The following is a 19901-nucleotide window of genomic DNA, read 5'->3' as shown; positions in this document are numbered from 1 at the left end:
ATGCCCTATGGGTAACATCGGCTCAGCCGATCGTTCAGCCAAGGGGGACCCGGGGTCGTGGAGTTACGACATCTTCGGACGTTCGAAACCGTCGCCAGGACGCTCAGCGTCACCCGGGCGGCGAAGGAACTGCACTACGCGCAGTCCAGCGTCAGCGACCAGATCCAGGCGCTGGAGCGCGACCTGGGGGTGGAGCTGCTGGACCGCTCGCAGCGGCAGGTACGGCTGACACCGCAGGGAGTGGCGCTGTCGGAGTACACCGAGCGCATCCTGAAACTGCTGGAGGAGGCGCGCTGGGCAGTCGCCCGGCCCGGCTCGGAGGTTGCGGTCGGAGCGCTGGAGACGGTGGGGCTGAACCTGTTGCCCGGGGTGCTCTCGCGCTACCGCTCGCTGTACCCGGAGGCGCGGGTGCGGGTGACCCAGGGCAACCGGGGCGAGCTGTACAAGGCGGTGCGCCGGGGCGACCTGGACGTCTGCCTGACCTTCGGCGATCCGCCGCCGGACGCCGGTCTGCGGGCGGAGACCCTGGCGGAGGAACCGCTGGTGGTCATCGTGCCGCCGGAGCATCCGCTGGCCGGCCGCGGCAGGGCCGGCCTCGTGGAGCTGTCCGCGGAGCCCTTCCTGGCCACCGAACGGGGCTGCGGGTTCAGGGAGATGTACGACAACGCCTTCACGGGGTCCGCCGCGAAGGAGCCGGTCGCGGAGGTGTCCAGCATCGGCACGCTCGGGGCCTGCGTGGCGGCCGGCATGGGCTGCGCGCTGCTGCCGTCGCTCGCGGTGCGCGCCCAGGCCGAGAGGGGCGAGGTCGCGGTCGTCCAGGTCGACGACGCCGATCTGCGCACGCCGGTCACGATGACCTGGCTGGACCGCAACTCCACCAACCCCAACCTCATCGGACTGCAGACGGTGCTGCGCAAGCAGTTGGCTGCTTGAGGGCCGGGCCTCGCGGCGCGGGGCCCGGGACGCGAACGGACAGGCCGGCGGGGCGGAAAGGACGGCCCCGTGGCCCGGGGCCCGGGCGGCAGCCGTCGGCGGGCGGGACGGCGGGACGGGTCCTCGGGGCGTCACGTCCCGGGGCGTCACGTCGTCTCTCCGGCAGCCGGTGCGGCCACCGGCTCGGGCGCGCGGCGGGGCGTACGCGGGGCGAGCGGGGGCAGCGGGATCGTCTTCAGGCGGGCGCGGGCGATCTTGCCGGTGACCGTGGTCGGGAGGCGGTCGACGAGGACCAGCTGTTCCGGGAGCTTGTAGGTCGCGAGTCCCTTGCGGGAGAGGTGCTCGGTGACGTCCTCCAGGGTCAGCCGCGCGCCCTCGCGGAGGGCGCCGAGCAGGCAGGAGCGCTGGCCGAGCCGGGGGTCGGGCCGGCCCACCACGGCGTGCTGCGCCAACTGCGGGAGGTCGTCGAGGAGTTCCTCCACCTCCAGGGCGCTGAACTTCAGCCCGCCGCGGTTGATCAGCTCGTCCGAACGGCCCCGGTAGCTGACCGACCCGTCCGGGCCGAGCGCGGCGAGGTCTCCGGAGCGCAGCCAGCCGTCGGGGGTGAGGGCCGCGGCGGTCTGCTCCGGGGCGCGGAAGTAGCCGCTGAACATGTAGGGGCTGCGGTACTGGAGTTCGCCGGTCTCGCCGGGAGCGGCCGGATCGCCGTCCCCGTTCAGCACCCGGACCTGGGCGCCGGACGCCGGACGGCCGATGGTGAACGCGGCCTCGGGCGGGTCGCCGGGCCGGGTGTAGGTGCCGGCACCGACCTCCGTCATCCCCCACTGCACGACGAGCCGCGCGCCCAGCGTCCGCCGTACGCCGTCGGCCAGTTCGCGGGGCACGGGGGCGCCGCCGGTGCGAACCTCCCGCAGGGCGGGCAGGACCGGGCCTGCGGGGGCGCCGTCGGCGGCCGGCAGGCCGATCAGATCGCGCAGCTGGGCGGGGACCGCGAACGCCGCGGTCGCCGACGTGGCGGCCAGGGCGTCCGCGAAACGCCGGGCGTCCCATGCGCCGAAGAGTCCGACGGCACCGCCGGTCACCAGGGCGAGGTGCACCGACAGCAGGCCGAAGGCGTGGCTGAGGGGGCTCGCGGAGACGACGGTGTCGGCGGCACCGAGCCCGCCGTCCGCCGCGACGGCCGCGGCGTTGCCGAGCAGCCCGCCGTGGCTGTGGACGCAGAGTTTCGGCCGCTGCGAGGTCGTCCCGGAGGAGGCGAGCAGCACCAGCGGCGCGTGCGGGTCCCGGGGCGCCGGCGGTAGCTCCGAGGACGGCTCCGGCTCCTCGTCGAACAGCTCGGTGTGGTCGCGGAGCGCGGCGCCGGTCAAGGGCGCCCCCGTCGTGCGCACCCACACGTGCCGCAGCGAGGCGCACCGCTCGCGCAGGGTCAGGATCTCGCCGACGCGGTCGTGGCCGCGGCGGAAGGAGTCGGTGACCAGGCCGATCGCGCCGGACTGCTCGATGAGGACCCGTGCCTCGCGGGAGCCGTAGGCGCGGTGCAGAGGCAGCAGCAGGACGCCGAGGCGGGCCGTGGCGGCATGGAGCACCACCAGCTCCCACGAGTTGGGGAGTTGGGCCGCCAGTACGTCCCCGGCCGTGAACCCGCGCCGGTGCAGGGCGCCGGCGGTCCGTTCGGCCTGGCGCAGGCAGTCCTGCCAGGTCCGCCACCGGCCGCCGTCCCACAGGGCGGGCCCGGTGCGGCGCGCGGCGGCACGTCCCAGCGCGTCGGAGAACGTGGGGAACGCCGTCGGGGATTCCATGGGAAGTGCGGGAGCGTTCACGAGGAAACCTCCGTCTGCGGCAGAGAAACGGTCACTGCCTTGCGGCACGGATTCTGTGCGGCGGCCGAAGGGATCGTCCAGCGGCACCCGATAAGAAATCCTGATGGGCATTCGCCGCCACGCCCGGATAGAGAAGCCTTATCGAAGCGGTTCCGGTTGGGTGTGGGAACTGTTTTCGGGCGGCCCGCACCCTCTGTTCGGTTCCGCCGATGAGGTCCATCGGCGGAACCGAATGCAGCCCTGTCGCGGGATTCGCTGCGCGTGGGAAACCCGCGGCTCCCCGGACGGTAAGGAATCTCAATAGAGAAATAGCGAGTTCCGTTTGTGGAAGGGGTCGGAACGAGGGTCGGCGCGGTCGATCGGCTGGTCCGATGAGAGTCATCGAGAAGGGCGAACTATCTGCGTTTTTCCTGTTCAGCCGGGTGCGCTGGAGTCCCGTGCGCCCTTTTCCCCTCTCCGTGACCCGCACCCCGCAAAGTTGCTCTTGCCCGGCGGCCGAAGACCGACACAGAATTCCGTCGGCCCTGATGCAGGAGGTATCAATGACCTTCGTTCGTCCTTCTGGAAAAACCGAGGAAATGGCGCTGACGTCCGCGGGAAGGCGCGGGGGCGGCGCATTCTCCGGCGCCGATCTGCGCCGGCTGGACGAGACCATCCGGGACGCCCGCCTCGCTTCCACGGCACCGGTGTCCGACCTCCTCGCGCCGGTCCCGCCGCGGGGCGCGGCGGTGTCACTGGCGGAACGTGACTGCGTGTTCGACCACTGCGCGGTGCTGCTGTTCCCGGCCACCCTCGCAGCCGGGCTGCACGACCTGGAGCGGGCCGGGCTGGCTCCCTCGCCGACCGTGCCGAGCACGGTGGTCCGGGGGCGGCTGAGCGAACGTCACGGCCTCGACCCGGCCCGGAGCGAGGTCCACATCACGCGGTTGCGCCTCGATCTGCCGGACGGACGGCGGCACCCCGCGGTGGAGGTGTTCCTCTTCCCCCGCGACAGCCGCGCGTTCGACCGGCGGATCGAGGAGTCGGAGGCCGCGCACCGCTTCGAGGACCACACGGCGTTCGTGGTCCGCCGCCCGCAGGGGCCGCTGCTGCGGCGGCTCGTCACCGCCTGGCACGCCGAGGCCGGGCTGCTGTGGGAGGGCGGCGGCCACAACCCGCACGAGGGCACACCCGACGGCTCGACCGTCCTGTACTTCGTCCGTGATCCCGCGCGCCCCGCGGGCCGGCGCCGCTTCGAACTGCACTGCGCCGGCGATCTGCGCGAGGTCACCGCGGCCCTTCCCCGCCAGGACGACGCCGTCCGCCGGGCCTACGACAGGTGGCCGCCCCCCGTTCCCCGCCCGGCCGTCTGAGACGGGCGTGCCCCGTCCCTGCCCACCCCCGTCCCCACCCTGCGCACCCGTCCCTACGACCACCGGGAGTCACCCCGTGCTGCGGAACGAAACGCTCAGGAACATCGCGCTCACCCCCGACCTCCACGACTACCTGCTCACCGCCGGCCGGATGACCCCCGACCCGCTCCTGGTGGAGATGGCGGAGCGGACCAGGGCGGTCGTCCCCGACCAGGCACACATGGTCGTCGCGCCCGAGGAGGGCGCCCTGCTGACCTTCCTGGTGCGGCTGCTCGGCGCCCGCCGCATCGTCGAGGTGGGCACCTTCACCGGCACCTCCTCGCTCTGCCTGGCCCGCGGGCTGCCGCCGGGCGGTTCGCTGATCACCTGCGACGTCTCCGACGAATGGACGGCGACGGCCCGGGAGTTCTGGGCCCTCGGGGGCGTCGACGACCGCATCGAGCTGCGGCTCGGCCCGGCCGTGGAAACGCTGCGGGCCCTGCCCGCCGAACCGCACCTGGACCTCGCCTTCATCGACGCCGACAAGCCCGGCTACATCTCCTACTGGGAGGAACTGGTCCCCCGGATGAAGCCCGGCGCGCTCCTGCTCGTCGACAACACGCTCTTCAGCGGCGAGGTGATCGCCGACTTCCCCGGCGAGAAGGCGGCCGCCATCCGCAAGTTCAACGAGCACGCCCGCCGGGACGAGCGCGTCCAGCTCGTGATGCTGCCGGTCGCGGACGGTCTGACCATGGCACGGCGGCTGCCTGCCGGAGAGTCGCCGTTCTGATGGCGCCCGCCGGATCCCCGGCCCCGCCCCACCAGCCGCCCCGACCCACAGGAGGACGACCGTGACTGGGCCGCCCCGTCCCGGACACCCGCCGCACACGCTCACGACGGAGCACCCCCTCGACGGCCTCGACGAGGACTTCCCGCGCGATCTGGGCACCGCCGAACAGCAGCCGCACTGGGACGACCCCGTCCAGGTGGCGGCGGCCCGCGCCGAACTGGCCCGGCTGCCGGGCCTGGCCGGCTCGGAGGAGGTCCGCCTGCTGCGGACCCTGCTCGCCGAGGCCGCCGCCGGACACTACCTGGTGATCCAGGCCGGCGACTGTGCCGAGGACCCGGCGGAGTGCGAACCTCCGGCGGTCCTGCGCAAGGCCGGGCTGCTGGACGCGCTGGCCGGGATCATGGCCGCCGGCACGGGCAGGCCCGTGGTGCGCATCGGCCGGATCGCCGGCCAGTTCGCCAAGCCGCGCAGCGCGCCCACCGAGGTCGTGGACGGGGTGGAACTCCCCGTGTACCGGGGCCACCTGGTCAACGGTCCCGAGCCGACCCGGGCGGCCCGCCGCCCCGACCCCCGCCGGCTGCTGGACGGCTACCACGCGGCCCACCGCGCCGTTTCCTGCCTGCGGCAGCGCACCAGCGCCTGGGCGCTGCCCGCGGGAGCGCCGGTGTGGACCAGCCACGAGGCGCTCGTCTTCGACTACGAGCTGCCGCTGCTGCGGCGGACCGCCGCCGGGGACATCCTGCTGGCCTCCACGCACCTGCCCTGGATCGGCGAGCGCACCCGCCACCCGGAGGGGCCGCACGTCATGATGCTCGCTCAGGTGACCAACCCGGTCGCGTGCAAGGTCGGTCCGACGACCCGGCCGGAGGAACTGCTCGCGCTGTGCGCCCGCCTCGACCCGGCCCGCGAGCCGGGACGGCTCACGCTGATCGCCCGGATGGGCGCCGGGGCCGTCGGCGACGCGCTGGCACCGCTGGTCGCCGCCGTGCGCGAGGCCGGCCATCCGGTGGCGTGGCTGTGCGACCCGATGCACGGCAACACCGTCAGGTCGCCGTCGGGCGTCAAGGTCCGCTCGGTGCGCACGGTGATCGAGGAGGTGCGCACCTTCCTGCGGGTCGTCGCCGAGGCCGGCGGCACGCCCGCCGGACTGCATCTGGAGACCACGCCGTACGACGTCGCCGAGTGCGTCTGGGCGGACCCGGCGGAACTCGACACCGCGCCCGGCCGGACCGGCGGCCCGGCGTCCCACTGCGACCCCCGCCTCAACCCCGCCCAGGCGGTGGAGGTGGCCCGCGCGTGGGCGGACCCGCCCGCGTGAAGACCCCCGTCCCGACGGCACCTCGAGTCCGCCTCGAGGAGCCGGTGACCGCAGCCCCGTGAGCAAGCCCAGTGGAGAGGAAAGACACCATGTCCGAGACCGTCATCCGCACCGACGACGGAACCTTCGCGATGATCAACGTCTTCGAGGTGGAGCCGGAGAAGCAGACGGAGCTGGCCGAGGTGCTCAGCGAGGGCGCCGAGAAGTTCATCCGGCACCGTCCCGGCTGCATCTCGGTGAACATCATGACCAGCCTCGACGGCAAGCGTCTCGTCTACTACGCGCAGTGGGAGAGCAAGCGCGCCATCAAGGCCACCATGGACGACCCGGACGTCCAGGTCTACCGCGACCGCGCGGCCGCGCTGGCCAAGCCCGACCCGCACGCGTACACGGTCTTCGCCGTCCACCACCCGGAGGGCTGACGCCGTCCGCTCCGCACTCGTCCGGCACCGCACCGCGGCCTCGCGGTGCGGTGCCGCCCCCGCCCGCCGGTAAGGAGACGTCCCCGTCATGTCCCGTCGCCTGTTCACCTCGGAGTCCGTGACCGAGGGCCACCCCGACAAGATCGCCGACCAGATCAGCGACACGATCCTCGACGCTCTCCTGCGCGAGGACCCGGCCTCCCGGGTCGCAGTGGAGACCCTGATCACGACCGGCCTGGTGCACGTGGCCGGCGAGGTCACCACCAAGGCGTACGCGCCGATCCCGCAGCTGGTGCGCGACAAGATCCTGGAGATCGGCTACGACTCCTCCAGGAAGGGCTTCGACGGCGCCTCCTGCGGCGTCTCGGTGTCCATCGGCGCCCAGTCCCCCGACATCGCGCAGGGTGTGGACACCGGCGGCGCCGGCGATCAGGGCCTGATGTTCGGCTACGCGACCGACGAGACGCCCGAGCTGATGCCGCTCCCCATCCGGCTCGCCCACCGCCTCTCCCAGCGGCTGACGGCCGTCCGCAGGAACGGCGCGGTCCCCTACCTGCGCCCCGACGGCAAGACCCAGGTCACCGTCGAGTACGACGGCGAACGCGCCGCCCGCCTCGACACGGTCGTCGTCTCCTCCCAGCACGCCTCCGACATCGACCTGGAGTCCCTGCTGGCCCCGGACATCCGCGAGTTCGTGGTGGAGCCGGAGTTGAGGGCGCTGCTGGACGAGGGCATCAAACTGGACGTCGACGGCTACCGGCTGCTGGTGAACCCCACCGGCCGCTTCGAGGTCGGCGGTCCGATGGGAGACGCCGGCCTGACCGGCCGCAAGATCATCATCGACACGTACGGCGGCATGGCCCGGCACGGCGGCGGTGCCTTCTCGGGCAAGGACCCGTCGAAGGTGGACCGCTCGGCGGCGTACGCGATGCGCTGGGTAGCCAAGAACGTGGTCGCCGCAGGGCTGGCGTCCCGTTGCGAGGTCCAGGTGGCGTACGCGATCGGCAAGGCCGAGCCGGTCGGTCTGTTCCTGGAGACCTTCGGCACCGAGACCCTGCCGGTGGACCGCATCCAGGCCGCCGTCGTCGGCGTCTTCGACCTGCGTCCGGCCGCGATCATCCGTGATCTGGACCTGCTCCGCCCGATCTACGCGCAGACCGCCGCCTATGGTCACTTCGGCCGCGAGCTGCCCGACTTCACCTGGGAGCGCACCGACCGGGCGGCCGCGCTGCGGGCCGCGGCCGGGGTGTGAGATGAGGATCGCCGTCACCGGCTCCATCGCCACCGACCACCTCATGACCTTCCCCGCCCGGATCACCGACCAGTTGCTGGCCGACCGTCTCGACCGGATCTCCCTGTCGTTCCTGGTGGACACCCTGGAGATCCGGGAGGGCGGGGTCGCCGCCAACATCGCGTACGGGCTGGCCCGGCTCGGGCACCGCCCGATGCTGGTGGGGGCGGTGGGCGCCGACTTCGACGCGTACGGGATCCGGCTGGGCGGCCTGGGGGTGGACACGAGCGCCGTACGCGTCTCCGCCACCCGTCACACCGCCCGCTTCCTGTGCACCACCGACCCGGACGGCAACCAGCTCGCGTCGTTCTACCCGGGGGCGATGGCGGAGGCCTCCGCCATCGACCTCGCGCGGGTCCTGGGGGCGGGCGTCGACCTGGTGCTGATCGGGGCCGACGACCCGGCCGCGATGCTGCGGCACACCCGGGCCTGCCGGGCCGCCGGTGTCCGTTTCCTGGCCGACCCGTCCCAGCAGCTGGCCCGCCTGGACGGGGCCGAGATCCGCGAACTCGTCGAGGGCGCCGACCACCTGTTCACCAACGAGTACGAGCACGGGCTGCTGCTCGAGAAGACGGGCTGGTCCGACACCGACGTCCTGGCCGGGGTCGGCACCTGGGTGACGACGCTCGGCGAGAAGGGCAGCCGTGTCGAGCGGGCGGGCGAGCCGCCCGTGGACGTCCCGGCGGCCCCGGCGGCCGTCGTCGCCGACCCGACCGGGGTCGGCGACGCCTTTCGCGCCGGCTACCTCTCCTCCCTGGCGGCGGGCCTGGACGCGGTGCGCTGCGCGCGGACGGGCTCGGTCCTGGCGAGCCTCGCGCTGGCGGCCGTCGGCACCCAGTCCTACGACGTCGCCCCGGACGACCTTCCGACCCTGCTCACCGCGGCCTACGGGCCCGCGGGCATCGCCGGGAGCGCGTCCCGGTAACGGCCGGGCCGGCCGTTACCGCCGGGACCGGTCGCGGTCGTCCGGCCGGCACCCCGGGGGAACATCGCCGCGCCCCTGGTACCCGACGGCGGCGTCCGGCCGCGGCCCGGCGGGCCCTGCTCCCCCTCACCCACCTCCACGACGGACACACCCGTGCCCGGGGCGCGACAGGCTTCGGCGACGGACCGTTAAGCTCAGGGGGTTTTCCGGGAGAGGACGGACGCGCGCATGAAAATCCTGATCAGCGCCGACATGGAGGGCGCCACCGGCGTGACCTGGCCGGCCGACGTGCTGCCGGGGACGCCGCAGTGGGAGCGGTGCCGGGCGCTGTTCACCTCCGACGTCGACGCGGCCGTCCTCGGGTTCTTCGACGGCGGTGCCGACGAGGTCCTGATCAACGAGGCGCACTGGACGATGCGCAACCTGCTCCTGGAGCGGCTCGACGAGCGGGCGCAGATGCTCACCGGGCGGCACAAGTCGCTGTCGATGGTGGAGGGCGTCCAGCACGGCGACGTCGACGGCATCGCGTTCGTCGGCTATCACGCCGGCGCCGGCGCGGAGGGCGTCCTGGCCCACACCTACCTCGCCAACTCCATCACCGGGGTGTGGCTGAACGGCGTACGGGCCAGCGAGGGGCTGCTCAACGCGCGGGTCGTCGCCGAGTACGGGGTGCCGGTCGTGCTGGTCACCGGCGACGACGTGGCCTGCGAGGACGCGCTCGGGTACGCGCCCGAGGCGCTGAAGGTCGCCGTCAAGGACCACGTGTCGCGGTACGCGGCGGTGTGCCGGACCCCGGCCAGGACCGCCGCCGACATCCGGGCCGCGGCCAGGGAGGCCGCCCGGCTGGCGGTGCGCCGGGAGCCGGTGGACGCGGGGCCGTTCACCGTCGCCGTGGAGTTCGACGCCGAGCACCTGGCGATGGCCGCGACCGTGGTGCCGGGCGTGGCGCGGACCGGGGAGCGCAGGGTCGCCTACACCAGCGGCACCATGTACGAGGGCATTCGCACGTTCAAAGCGGTCACGACGGTCGTCTCGGCCGCGGTGGAGGAACAGTATGGCTGACGGGCAGGCGAGGGACGAGGTCGTCCGGTTCACCTCGGACCTCATCCGGATCGACACGACCAACCGGGGCGGCGGGGACTGCCGGGAGCGGCCCGCCGCCGAGTACGCGGCCGAACAGCTCGCCGCGGCGGGACTGGAGCCGACGCTGCTGGAGCGCACGCCGGGCCGCACCAACGTGGTCGCCCGCATCGAGGGCACCGACCCGTCCGCGGACGCCCTGCTCGTCCACGGGCACCTGGACGTGGTGCCGGCCGAGCCCGCGGACTGGAGCGTGCACCCCTTCTCCGGGGAGGTGCGCGACGGCGTCGTGTGGGGGCGCGGCGCCGTCGACATGAAGAACATGGACGCGATGATCCTCGCCGTCGTCCGGTCCTGGGCCCGCCGGGGCGTCCGGCCCCGGCGCGATCTCGTCGTCGCCTTCACCGCCGACGAGGAGGCCAGCGCCGAGGACGGTTCCGGGTTCCTCGCGGACCGCCACCCCCACCTCTTCGAAGGCTGCACGGAGGGCGTCAGCGAGTCGGGCGCGTTCACCTTCCACGACGGCACCGGACGCGAGATCTACCCCATCGCGGCCGGCGAACGCGGCACCGGCTGGCTGAAGCTGACCGCGCGCGGACGCGCGGGACACGGCTCCAAGGTCAACCGGGAGAACGCGGTGACCCGGCTGGCCGCCGCGATCACCCGCATCGGCGAGCACGAGTGGCCGCTGCGGCTCACCCCCACGGTGACGGCCGCGCTCACCGAACTCGCCGCCCTCTACGGCATCGAGGCCGACCTGGACGACGTGGACGGTCTGCTGGAGAAGCTCGGCCCGGCGGCCAAACTGGTCGAGGCGACCGTCCGCAACAGCGCCAACCCGACCATGCTGGACGCCGGTTACAAGATCAACGTGATTCCGGGGGAGGCGGTGGCGTACGTCGACGGACGGTATCTCGCGGGCTGCGAGGACGAGTTCCGCGCCACCCTAGACGCGCTCACCGGGCCCGACGTGAACTGGGAGTTCGAGCACCGCGAGGTCGCCCTCCAGGCGCCGGTGGACTCGCCGACGTACGCCAGGATGCGGGCGGCCGTCGAGGAGTTCGCACCGGAGGGGCACGTGGTGCCGTACTGCATGTCCGGCGGTACGGACGCCAAGCAGTTCTCGCGGCTCGGGATCACCGGCTACGGCTTCGCCCCGCTGAGGCTGCCGGAGGGCCTCGACTACCAGGCCCTCTTCCACGGTGTCGACGAACGGGTCCCCGTCGAGGCGCTGCACTTCGGCGTCGACGTCCTCGACCGTTTCCTGCGCACGGCCTAGAGGAGCGAGACGTGCAGAACCTGCCGTACGGCACCTGGCCCTCCCCCCTCGACGCGCGTCTCGCCGCCGCGCACGACGGGCGCCCCGAGTACGTCGGTTTCGTCGGCGACGAGGTGTGGTGGACGGCCCCCCGGCCCACCGAGGGCGGTCGGCGCACGCTGGTGCGACGGCGGGCCGACGGCACCGAGGAGTCGGTCCTGCCTGCGCCGTGGAACGTGCGCAGCAGGGTCCTCGAGTACGGCGGACAGCCCTGGGCGGGCCAGGTGCTGGGCGGCCGGGCCCTGGTGGTGTTCGTGCACTTCGCCGACCAGCGCCTGTACGCCTGCGAGCCCGGCGGTGAGCCCCGTCCGCTGACCCCGGTGTCGGAGGTGGGCGGCGGACTGCGCTGGGCGGAACCGCAGTTCCCGGCCGGGCGCGACGAAGTGTGGTGCGTGCTGGAGGAGTTCACCGGCGACGGTCCCACCGACGTGCGCCGGGTCCTGGCCGCCGTACCGCTGGACGGGTCGGCGGCATCGGACCGGGGTGCCGTGCGCGAACTCACCGACGAACGGCGGCGGTTCGTCACCGGGGCCCGGCTGTCGCCCGACGGCCGGCGGGCCGCCTGGCTGGCCTGGGACCATCCGCGGATGCCGTGGGACGGCACGGAGGCGCTGGTCGCCGAGGTCGGTGCCGACGGGACGTTCGGGGAACCCCTCGTGGTGGCCGGCGGTCCCGAGGAGTCGATCGCGCAGGTCGACTGGTCGACGGACGGCTGTCTGCTGTATGCGAGCGACCGTACGGGCTGGTGGAACCTGTACCGGGACCACCGGCCCGTGTGCCCGCGTGAGGAGGAGTTCGGCGGCGCGCTCTGGAAGCTCGGCCACCGCTGGTTCGCCCCGCTGGCGGACGGCCTCGTCGCCGTCGTGCACGGCCGCGGGGCCGCCGCGCTCGGCGTCCTCGACCCCGAGACCGGTGAGGTCGTCGACGTGGCCGGGCCCTGGACCGAGTTCGCCTCCACCCTCGCCGTGCACGGGGAGCGGGTCGTCGCCGTCGGCGCCGGCCCGCGCAGCGCCCACGAGGTCGTCGAGCTGGACGCGCGCACCGGCCGCGCCCGGGCGATCGGCGCCCGGCACGAGGACACCGTGGACCCGGCGTACTACCCCGAACCGCGGATCCGCACCTTCACCGGCCCCGACGGCCGTGAGATCCACGCCCACGTCCACCCGCCGCACAACCCCGGCTGCGTCGCCCCCGGCGCCGAACTGCCGCCCTACGTGATCTGGGCGCACGGCGGGCCCACCGGCCGATCCCCGCTCGTACTGGACCTGGAGATCGCCTACTTCACCTCCCGCGGCATCGGCGTCGCCGAGGTCGACTACGGCGGGTCGACCGGATACGGGCGCGCGTACCGGGACCGGCTGCGCGGGCAGTGGGGCGTGGTCGACGTCGAGGACTGCGCCGCCGTGGCCCTCGCCCTCGCCGACGAGGGCACCGCCGACCGCGGCCGGCTGGCGATCCGCGGCGGCAGCGCGGGCGGCTGGACCGCCGCAGCCTCCCTGACCGGCACCGACGTCTACGCCTGCGCCACGATCAGCTACCCCGTCCTCGACCTCACGGCCTGGGCGACGGGGGAGACCCACGACTTCGAGTCGCGCTACCTCGACACCCTGGTCGGCCCCCTCGACGAGGTGCCCGCCCGCTACGCGGAACGCTCGCCCGTCGAGCACGCCGACCGCATCGGCGTACCGTTCCTGCTGCTCCAGGGCCTCGACGACGTGATCTGTCCGCCCGCCCAGGCCGAACGGCTCCTCGCCCGCATCGCGGGGCGCGGGGTGCCGCACGCCTACCTCGCCTTCGAGGGCGAGGAGCACGGCTTCCGGCGGGCCGAGACGGTGGCGCGCGCCCTGGAGGCCGAACTGTCCCTGTACGCGCAGGTGTTCGGGCTGAACGTGCCCGGCATCCCCGTCCTGGAGCTGTCGAAGTGAAGGAACTCGTGCGGCCGCCCCGGCTCGCCCCCGGCGCCCGGGTGGCGGTCGTCGCGCCCAGCGGACCCGTCGCCGAGGAACGGCTCCAGGCCGGCCTCGACCTGCTGCGCGGCTGGGACCTCGACCCGTTCGCCGCACCCCATGTCCTGGACGTGCACGGCGCGTTGCCCCACCTGGCCGGCACCGACGCCGACCGGGCCGCCGACCTCCAGCGCGCCTGGTGCGACCCGTCCGTCGACGCGGTGATCTGCGCCCGCGGCGGGTACGGCGCCCAGCGCATGGTCGACCTGCTCGACTGGGAGGCCATGCGGGCCGCCGGACCGAAGGTGTTCCTCGGCTTCAGCGACAGCACCACCCTGCACGAGGCGTTCGCCGTCCGCCTCGGCCTGGTCACGCTGTACGGCCCCGTCGCCGCCGGCCTCGACTTCGTGAAGAACACCCGCGCCCAGGAACACCTCAAGGCCACCCTGTTCGCCCCGGAGACCGTCCGCACCCTCACCTCCACCGGCACCGCCCTCGCTCCCGGCCGGGCCCGCGGCGTCACCCTCGGCGGCTGCCTCACCCTCCTCGCCACCGGGTACGGCACCCCGCACACCCGGTCCGGCGCCCGCGGCGGACTGCTGCTCCTGGAAGACGTCGGGGAACGGCCGTACCGCGTCGACCGCACGCTCACCCACCTCCTGCGCACCGGCTGGCTCGACGGCGTCGCCGGGATCGCGCTGGGCTCCTGGGCGCAGTGCGGCCCCTACGCGGAACTGCGGCCCGTGCTGGCCGACCGGCTCGGCGGGCTCGGCGTGCCGGTCGTCGAGGAACTCGGCTTCGGCCACTGCGACGGCGCACTGACGGTGCCCTTCGGGGTCGCCGCCGAACTCGACGCGGACACCGGCACGCTCACCCTCGCCACGTCCGCCCTGAGCTGACCCCCGGCCGGGCCCGTCACCCGCCCGGCCACCGCCGGCCGGAGCGGGTGGCCGGGGCGGGTGGCCGGGGCGGGTGGCCGGGGCGGGTGGCCGGGGTGTCACCCGCGGGCAGTCCTCCGCCGCGCGGGAGGGCTCCGGCGGGCCCACCCTGGTCGTATGAGTCCGAAGACCTCCGAGAGCGGCGGGAAGACCAGCGGGACGGGTGGCGCGCCGACGCCCACCCGGATCACCGTCCTGGCGCTCGCCCTCCTCGCACTGATCTTCATCTTCGAGAACACCGGCTCCACCCGGATCAGGCTGCTGGTCCCCGAGGCGACGGTGACGGTGCCGCTGTGGACGGCGATGCTCGCCACCGGGGCCGTCGGCGCGCTGTGCGGCGCGTACGCCGTCAGACGGCGCGACTGACCACGCCGTACGCTGGCCCGATGCCGCACCCCACATCCCGCCACCTCGCCGAGGGCTCCCGCGTCGGCATACGCCACTTCTCCCACGCCGACGCGGCCGAGTTCACGGCCCGGGTCCGGGAGAGCAGGGACCTGCACCGTCCGTGGCTGTTCCCGCCGGCCACCACCGAGGCGTACGGGGCCTACGCGGGACGGCTCATCGAGGACCCGACGAAGGCCGGGTTCCTCGTGTGCACCCTGGACGACGGGGCCCTCGCCGGGTTCATCAACATCAACAACATCGTCGGGGGCGGCTTCCAGTGCGGCGCGCTCGGCTACGGCGCCTTCGCGCACGCCGCCGGGCGCGGACTGATGCGCGAGGGGCTCGGCCTCGTGGTGGCCCACGCCTTCGGGCCGATGCGGCTGCACCGGCTGGAGATCAACGTGCAGCCCGGCAACGCCGCCTCGATCGCCCTCGCGCGGGCTTGCGGGTTCCGGCTGGAGGGCTTCTCCCCGAAGATGATTTACATCGACGGTGACTGGCGCGACCACGAGCGGTGGGCGCTCACCGCCGAGATGCGCTCCCCGCGTTCCCCGGATGCCCCGCGTTCCCCGGATGCCCCGCGTTCCCCCGGGACCGGCCGCCCTTCCGGTTGATCTTCATCGTGTCCAGGTCCGTGACCGTCGACTTCAGACCGGTGAAGCCGTAGCCCAGCTCCCGCAGCGTCGTCTCGGCGCGCTCCTCGGCGAGCGCGCCCGCCATCTCCTCGCCGTCCGCCGCGTCCGAGACCACCACGTAACGCAGCGAGAAGTGCTTCAGCGGCGCCGGCTCGTACGTCAGCGAGCCCTCCTCGGTGAACCGCATGCTCGTCAGGCCGTGCTCGCCGGCCCCGGCGAGCAGCCGGGCACGCGCCACCTCCGTCAGACCGTCCCAGGTGCCCCGGACGATGACCCGGTAGGTGTGCCGCTCGGTCGTCTGCTCGCTCACCGCGTCCGCTCCTTCGTGTCCCGCGTGTCCCGCGCGTCCTGCGGGAAAGCCGTTGAACGCCCGACTGTACGTCGGCGAGGATGCCGGGCATGCGGAATTTCGTGGTGCTCGACGCTCCCTCCAACCTGGGGCTGCGCCCGCCCGCCCCCGGCACCGTGCCCGGCTGCCACAAGCTCGCGGGCGCCCTGCGCGACCAGCGGATCGTGCGGAGGCTGGGCGCCGCGGAGGGCGGGGTCGTCGTCCCCCCGCGCTACGACCGGGGGGACTGGCGGGAGGGCGACGGCGTCTTCAACGCGGCCGCCCTCGCCTCCTACACGCGCCGGCTCGCCGACCGCGTCGAACGGCATGTGCGGGCCGGGGACTTCCCCGTCGTCCTGGGAGGCGACTGCTCGATCCAGCTCGGCGCCTCCCTCGCGCTGCGCCGCATCGGCCGGTACGGGCTGGCCGCGGTGGACGCCTCCCACGACTTCCGTCACCCCGGCAACTCGACCGCGGTCGGCGCGGCGGCCGGCGAGGAGGTCGCGCTCGCCACCGGCCGGGGCCAGGACGACCTCACCGACCTGGAGGGACTCAAGCCCTATCTGCGCGACGAGGACGTGCGGTTCCTCGGCATCCGCGACGAGTTCGCCGACGACACCGCCGAACCCGCGGCCCTGGGGATGCCCGTCGTCACCGTGGGCGAACTGCGCGAGCACGGCCCCGAGGCGCTCGGCGGGGCCACCGCTCGCGCCTTCGGGATCCCCGAGCTGGACGGCTTCTGGGTGCACCTGGACGCCGACGTCCTCGACCCGACGGTCATGCCCGCCGTCGACAGCCCCGACCCCAACGGCCTCTTCCCCGACGAACTCGTTGCGCTGCTCAGGCCGTTGCTCGCCTCGCCGCGCTGCGCGGGCCTCAACGTCACCGTCTACGACCCCGACCTGGACCCCGACGGCACCGCGGGCGTGCTGCTCGCCGACCTCGTCGTCGCCGCCCTCGGCCGCTCCTGAACCGCCGCCCGCCGCCTACCTCACGCCGCCTGCCTCACGCCGCCTGCCTCACGCCGGGCGGCGGTCCGCGTACTCGTACACCGCGCCGTCCGGATGCCGCACGATCAGGTTGCGGCCCGCCGGGGTCGCCACCGGCCCCGCGATGATGTCCGCGCCCAGCTCGTCCAGAGTCTTGTGCGCCTGGTCGACGTCGGTCACGGCGATCGTCGCGGCGACCTTGCGCAGCACCTCCAGCTCGGCCGCGGGCCCGCTCATCAGCAGGAAGCAGCCGACCGCGGCGACCCGCACGCCGCCGCGCTCGAAGCGCAGCGCCGGGGCGCCCGAGAGACGCTCGTAGAAGGGGACGGCGGCTTCCAGATCGTCCACACAGACACGCAGGGTGGCTCCCAGAATGTTCATGCACGAAAGCCTAGTTGGGCCGGACGGGCCGCGGAGATCCCTTCACCCGATCCCCTCGGCGGCCCCCGCAGGGCCCGCGCACCCGCACCGCACCGCGTTACCGGCCGATGGCGCCGGGTACCCGGGAGGCATGGAACGCATCGATCACCTGGAGCATCTGGACAAGCACCTCGTCGACGAGCTGGCGCAGGTGGCACGCGAGACCATCCGCGAGGAACTGCGCGAACAGACCCGCAAGCAGCGCCGCAGGGCCGCGCTGTACGCCGCCTCCGGCGCGCTCGCCCTGTACGCGGGAGCCGCCCTCGCGCTGGCCGTGGGCCTCGCCCTCGACATTGGGCTGCCCGGCTGGGCCGCCGCGCTGATCACCGCGGCCCTCCTCGGCGTGCTGGCCCACGTCCTGCGCGGCGCCGCCCGCCCGCACCCGGCCCACCACGGTACGGACCCGTCCGCACGGCCGGGACCCGCCGCACCGTCCACGGGCGCGGCGACCGGCCCGGGTACGCCCTACCCGCCGATGCCGCCCACCGCGCCCGGCGTGGGCGTCCCCGCGCCGGGCGAGGCGCCGCGGCCCGGCGGTATCGCCCCCGGGACACCCCACCACCGGGCCTGACGCACGATGTGGACGCCTGGCAGGACCGTCGTGGTGACCGGGGCCGGGTGGGGCCGGGGCCGAGCCCTCGGCCCCGGCCCGGTCCGGCGGCTCGGGGAAACCGCGGCTCAGGGAAGCTGCAGCAGCACCTTCGTGCGGCAGAAGTCGAAGAAGCCGCGCTGGTCGGGGCCGATCTGGTTGACGTGGATCCGGTCGAAGCCCGCGTCGGCGAACGCCTTCAGCGCCGTGACATGGGCGTCCACGTCGTCGCCGCACACCGTGTTCCCGGCCACCGTCTCCTCCGTGATCAGCGGCTCCAGCTGCTCGAAGTGGCTCGGTGTGGGCAGCACCTGGCCCATCTCGCCAGGCAGCGACACCGCCTGCGACAGCGCGCCGATCACCGACCAGACGAACGGACTCCGGCCCTGTGCGTCGTTCCACGGGTGGTAGTGGTCGGAGATCCAGAGCGCCGTGAAGCCGGCCTGCTCGGCCGTCCGCGCCTGTTCGACCAGGTCCGCGGGGCCGAGCTCCCCGCAGGACAGGAAACAGCCGTACTCGGGCATGGGGGACCTCCGCTGGGGTGCGGCGGGTGGGCGGTCGCGGTCCGGGTTACCCCGCGCGCGAGCGGGAAACCGCGCCCCCGCAGGGACCGGCGGACGTTTGGCGGGCCTGCCCCGGGGGACGCGGAAACCCCCGTACGACACACTTCCCCGCGGCCCGGACGGCGCGGGGCCACCGGAGGCGAACGTGAGTCGACCCCGCATCGTGATCGTCGGAGCCGGCTTCGCCGGGTACCGCACGGCCCGCACCCTCGCGCGGGCGGCCCGCGGCCGGGCCGACATCATCCTGCTGAACCCGACCGACTACTTCCTCTACCTGCCCCTGCTGCCCCAGGTGGCCGCCGGCATCCTCGAACCGCGCCGGGTCACCGTCTCCCTCGCCGGCACCCTGCCGGACGTGCGGCTGGTGCTCGGCGAGGCCGGCCGCATCGACCTCGACGGGCGCACCGTGCACTACACCGGCCCCGAGGGCGAGACGGGCACCCTCGGCTACGACCGGCTGGTGCTGGCCGCCGGCAGCGTCAACAAACTGCTGCCCATCCCCGGCGTGGCCGAGCACGCGCACGGCTTCCGCGGCCTGCCCGAGGCGCTCTACCTGCGCGACCACGTGACCCGCCAGGTCGAACTGGCCCCCGCCGCCGACGACGCCGCACTCTGCACGGCCCGCTGTACGTTCGTGGTGGTCGGCGCCGGCTACACCGGTACCGAAGTCGCCGCCCACGGGCAGCTGTTCACCGACGCGCTGGTGCGCGCCCACCCCCTGCGCAAGGGCATGCGGCCGCGCTGGCTGCTGCTCGACGTCGCCGACCGGGTCCTGCCCGAACTCGACGAACGGCTCTCCGCCACCGCCGACCGGGTGCTGCGCGAACGGGGTGTCGACGTGCGGATGGGGACCTCCGTGAAGGAGGCCACCCCGGACGGAGTCCTGCTCACCGACGGCGAGTTCGTCGGCACCCGCACCCTCGTGTGGTGCGTGGGCGTACGGCCCGATCCCCTCGCGGAGTCCCTCGGGCTGCCCATGGAGCGGGGGCGGCTCCTCGTCGAGCCGACCCTGCGCGTGCCGGGCCGGCCCGAGGTGTTCGCGTGCGGTGACGCCGCCGCCGTCCCCGATCTGGAGAAGCCGGGGGCGTACACGCCGATGACGGCGCAGCACGCCTGGCGGCAGGGCAAGGTCGCCGGACACAACATCGCCGCCTCGCTGACCGGGCGCGAGCTGCGGCCCTACCGGCACAAGGACTTGGGCTTCGTCGTCGACCTCGGCGGGGTCAAGGCCGCCGCGAACCCGCTGGGTGTCCCGCTGTCGGGGCTGCCGGCCGGCGCGGTCACCCGCGGCTACCACCTGGCCGCCATGCCCGGCAACCGCGTGCGCGTCGCGGCCGACTGGCTGCTGGACGCCGTACTGCCGCGCCAGGCCGTCCAGTTGGGCCTCGTCCGGTCCTGGTCGGTGCCCCTGGACACGGCCTCGCCGGAACTGGCACGGATGCCGGACGGGCGCGAACGGCAGCGGGACGCGACGTCCGCGGCCGGCGTCCCCGCCACCGGCGGGCAGAAGGCCCTGGGCGGAGGCGGCGGTGACGACACCTCCCGGACGATCACCTCACCGACCCCCGAGCCGGTGAAGAGCGAGCCGGCCAGGAACCGCCAGGCACCGGAGCCGGCGAGGAACCAGCCCGGCGGCGAACCCGCGAGGAACCAGCCGGGCGGTGAGCCCGCGAGGAACCAGCCGGGCGGTGAGCCCGCGAAGAACCGGCCCGGCGGTGAGCCCGCGAGGAACCAGCCGGGCGGTGAGCCCGCGAGGAACCGGCCCGGCGGCGAACCGGCGAGGAACCGGCCCGGCGGCGAGCCCGCCGGGAACCGGCCCGGCCCGGGGCCCGCCGGTGACCAGCCGCGTCCCCTCCCCCGAGAAGGAGAGCAGTAACC

19 protein-coding genes and 1 pseudogene are annotated in these 19901 nt (G+C 74.1%); 16 read left to right on the top strand and 4 right to left on the bottom strand.

The window, feature by feature from the left end; genetic code table 11:
* The first annotated feature begins 57 nt into the window (after positions 1 to 57).
* Positions 58 to 933, top strand: coding sequence for a LysR family transcriptional regulator (locus tag ACIP5W_RS08080; RefSeq protein ID WP_401468442.1), 876 nt, complete (start codon positions 58 to 60; stop codon positions 931 to 933).
* Positions 934 to 1079: 146 nt separating this feature from the next.
* On the opposite strand, the gene ACIP5W_RS08075 is transcribed toward ACIP5W_RS08080, so the two are convergent.
* Positions 1080 to 2753, bottom strand: coding sequence for a class I adenylate-forming enzyme family protein (locus ACIP5W_RS08075; protein ID WP_401468439.1), 1674 nt, complete (start codon positions 2751 to 2753; stop codon positions 1080 to 1082).
* Positions 2754 to 3295: 542 nt separating this feature from the next.
* On the opposite strand from ACIP5W_RS08075, the gene ACIP5W_RS08070 reads away from it, so the two are divergent.
* From ACIP5W_RS08070 to ACIP5W_RS08015, 12 genes are all read left to right on the top strand, one after another.
* On the top strand, positions 3296 to 4105 hold the full coding sequence (locus tag ACIP5W_RS08070; protein WP_401468436.1) for a hypothetical protein: 810 nt from the start codon (positions 3296 to 3298) through the stop codon (positions 4103 to 4105).
* Between the two features lie 76 nt (positions 4106 to 4181).
* Positions 4182 to 4874 carry an O-methyltransferase gene (locus tag ACIP5W_RS08065; protein ID WP_401468433.1) on the top strand — a complete coding sequence of 231 codons (693 nt, stop codon included), beginning with the start codon at positions 4182 to 4184 and terminating at the stop codon, positions 4872 to 4874.
* Between the two features lie 151 nt (positions 4875 to 5025).
* Complete coding sequence (locus ACIP5W_RS08060) at positions 5026 to 6192, top strand: 3-deoxy-7-phosphoheptulonate synthase (RefSeq protein WP_401468985.1); 1167 nt, start codon at positions 5026 to 5028, stop codon at positions 6190 to 6192.
* A gap of 89 nt (positions 6193 to 6281) precedes the next feature.
* Positions 6282 to 6614 carry an antibiotic biosynthesis monooxygenase family protein gene (locus ACIP5W_RS08055; RefSeq protein WP_401468430.1) on the top strand — a complete coding sequence of 111 codons (333 nt, stop codon included), beginning with the start codon at positions 6282 to 6284 and terminating at the stop codon, positions 6612 to 6614.
* A gap of 88 nt (positions 6615 to 6702) precedes the next feature.
* Positions 6703 to 7866 carry a methionine adenosyltransferase gene (metK, locus tag ACIP5W_RS08050; RefSeq protein ID WP_401468427.1) on the top strand — a complete coding sequence of 388 codons (1164 nt, stop codon included), beginning with the start codon at positions 6703 to 6705 and terminating at the stop codon, positions 7864 to 7866.
* Between the two features lies 1 nt (position 7867).
* The gene (locus ACIP5W_RS08045) at positions 7868 to 8830 is read left to right on the top strand and encodes a carbohydrate kinase family protein (RefSeq protein ID WP_401468424.1); all 963 of its coding nucleotides are present in this window, start codon (positions 7868 to 7870) and stop codon (positions 8828 to 8830) included.
* A 228-nt stretch (positions 8831 to 9058) separates the two neighbouring features.
* Positions 9059 to 9892 carry a M55 family metallopeptidase gene (locus ACIP5W_RS08040; RefSeq protein ID WP_401468421.1) on the top strand — a complete coding sequence of 278 codons (834 nt, stop codon included), beginning with the start codon at positions 9059 to 9061 and terminating at the stop codon, positions 9890 to 9892.
* Entirely contained in the window at positions 9885 to 11189 is a 1305-nt protein-coding gene (locus tag ACIP5W_RS08035; protein WP_401468418.1) for a M20/M25/M40 family metallo-hydrolase, read from the top strand. The genes ACIP5W_RS08040 and ACIP5W_RS08035 overlap by 8 nt, the downstream gene beginning before the upstream one ends.
* Positions 11190 to 11200: 11 nt before the next feature.
* A complete protein-coding gene (locus ACIP5W_RS08030; RefSeq protein WP_401468415.1) occupies positions 11201 to 13153 on the top strand; it encodes a prolyl oligopeptidase family serine peptidase in 1953 nt (650 codons plus the stop codon).
* Positions 13150 to 14073: an LD-carboxypeptidase gene (locus ACIP5W_RS08025; RefSeq protein WP_401468412.1), complete on the top strand. Its 924-nt coding sequence runs from the start codon at positions 13150 to 13152 to the stop codon at positions 14071 to 14073. Before ACIP5W_RS08030 ends, ACIP5W_RS08025 begins: the two co-directional genes overlap by 4 nt.
* Before the next feature lie 156 nt (positions 14074 to 14229).
* Positions 14230 to 14478 carry a DUF1049 domain-containing protein gene (locus tag ACIP5W_RS08020; protein WP_401468409.1) on the top strand — a complete coding sequence of 83 codons (249 nt, stop codon included), beginning with the start codon at positions 14230 to 14232 and terminating at the stop codon, positions 14476 to 14478.
* Between the two features lie 20 nt (positions 14479 to 14498).
* Positions 14499 to 15113, top strand: a complete 615-nt coding sequence (locus tag ACIP5W_RS08015) for a GNAT family N-acetyltransferase (protein WP_401468406.1) — start codon at positions 14499 to 14501, stop codon at positions 15111 to 15113.
* Here the strand turns inward: ACIP5W_RS08015 and ACIP5W_RS08010 are convergent.
* Positions 15088 to 15444: pseudogene (locus tag ACIP5W_RS08010) on the bottom strand (DUF6204 family protein); the annotation flags it as partial. The gene ACIP5W_RS08015 and the pseudogene ACIP5W_RS08010 sit on opposite strands and share 26 nt — an antisense overlap.
* Positions 15445 to 15533: 89 nt before the next feature.
* Between ACIP5W_RS08010 and ACIP5W_RS08005 the strand changes: the two are divergent.
* A complete protein-coding gene (locus ACIP5W_RS08005) occupies positions 15534 to 16433 on the top strand; it encodes an arginase family protein (RefSeq protein WP_401468403.1) in 900 nt (299 codons plus the stop codon).
* A 48-nt stretch (positions 16434 to 16481) separates the two neighbouring features.
* Here the strand turns inward: ACIP5W_RS08005 and ACIP5W_RS08000 are convergent, their stop codons facing one another.
* Positions 16482 to 16832 carry a VOC family protein gene (locus ACIP5W_RS08000; RefSeq protein WP_401468400.1) on the bottom strand — a complete coding sequence of 117 codons (351 nt, stop codon included), beginning with the start codon at positions 16830 to 16832 and terminating at the stop codon, positions 16482 to 16484.
* 130 nt (positions 16833 to 16962) lie between these two features.
* On the opposite strand from ACIP5W_RS08000, the gene ACIP5W_RS07995 reads away from it, so the two are divergent.
* Entirely contained in the window at positions 16963 to 17442 is a 480-nt protein-coding gene (locus ACIP5W_RS07995; protein WP_401468397.1) for a phage holin family protein, read from the top strand.
* Between the two features lie 107 nt (positions 17443 to 17549).
* Here ACIP5W_RS07995 and ACIP5W_RS07990 read toward each other — a convergent pair whose 3' ends face one another.
* Positions 17550 to 17984, bottom strand: a complete 435-nt coding sequence (locus ACIP5W_RS07990) for an LLM class flavin-dependent oxidoreductase (RefSeq protein WP_401468394.1) — start codon at positions 17982 to 17984, stop codon at positions 17550 to 17552.
* Between the two features lie 184 nt (positions 17985 to 18168).
* Between ACIP5W_RS07990 and ACIP5W_RS07985 the strand changes: the two genes are divergently transcribed.
* Positions 18169 to 19899, top strand: coding sequence for an FAD-dependent oxidoreductase (locus tag ACIP5W_RS07985; protein WP_401468391.1), 1731 nt, complete (start codon positions 18169 to 18171; stop codon positions 19897 to 19899).
* The last annotated feature ends 2 nt before the right edge of the window (positions 19900 to 19901 follow it).

Origin of the sequence: Streptomyces sp. NPDC088766 (assembly GCF_044750845.1) — a bacterium.
Classification (GTDB): Bacteria; Actinomycetota; Actinomycetes; order Streptomycetales; family Streptomycetaceae; genus Streptomyces.
The sequence above is the reverse complement of the archived record's forward strand: the minus strand, read 5'-3'. Positions and strand labels throughout refer to the sequence as shown.

Coding starts and splice junctions, on each gene's coding strand:
- ACIP5W_RS08070 (WP_401468436.1), top strand. CDS start 3,296: ATGACCTTCGTTCGTCCTTCTGGAAAAACCGAGGAAATGGCGCTGACG.
- ACIP5W_RS08055 (WP_401468430.1), top strand. CDS start 6,282: ATGTCCGAGACCGTCATCCGCACCGACGACGGAACCTTCGCGATGATC.
- metK (WP_401468427.1), top strand. CDS start 6,703: ATGTCCCGTCGCCTGTTCACCTCGGAGTCCGTGACCGAGGGCCACCCC.
- ACIP5W_RS08045 (WP_401468424.1), top strand. CDS start 7,868: ATGAGGATCGCCGTCACCGGCTCCATCGCCACCGACCACCTCATGACC.
- ACIP5W_RS08040 (WP_401468421.1), top strand. CDS start 9,059: ATGAAAATCCTGATCAGCGCCGACATGGAGGGCGCCACCGGCGTGACC.
- ACIP5W_RS08035 (WP_401468418.1), top strand. CDS start 9,885: ATGGCTGACGGGCAGGCGAGGGACGAGGTCGTCCGGTTCACCTCGGAC.
- ACIP5W_RS08020 (WP_401468409.1), top strand. CDS start 14,230: ATGAGTCCGAAGACCTCCGAGAGCGGCGGGAAGACCAGCGGGACGGGT.
- ACIP5W_RS08015 (WP_401468406.1), top strand. CDS start 14,499: ATGCCGCACCCCACATCCCGCCACCTCGCCGAGGGCTCCCGCGTCGGC.
- ACIP5W_RS08005 (WP_401468403.1), top strand. CDS start 15,534: ATGCGGAATTTCGTGGTGCTCGACGCTCCCTCCAACCTGGGGCTGCGC.
- ACIP5W_RS08000 (WP_401468400.1), bottom strand. CDS start 16,832: ATGAACATTCTGGGAGCCACCCTGCGTGTCTGTGTGGACGATCTGGAA.
- ACIP5W_RS07995 (WP_401468397.1), top strand. CDS start 16,963: ATGGAACGCATCGATCACCTGGAGCATCTGGACAAGCACCTCGTCGAC.
- ACIP5W_RS07990 (WP_401468394.1), bottom strand. CDS start 17,984: ATGCCCGAGTACGGCTGTTTCCTGTCCTGCGGGGAGCTCGGCCCCGCG.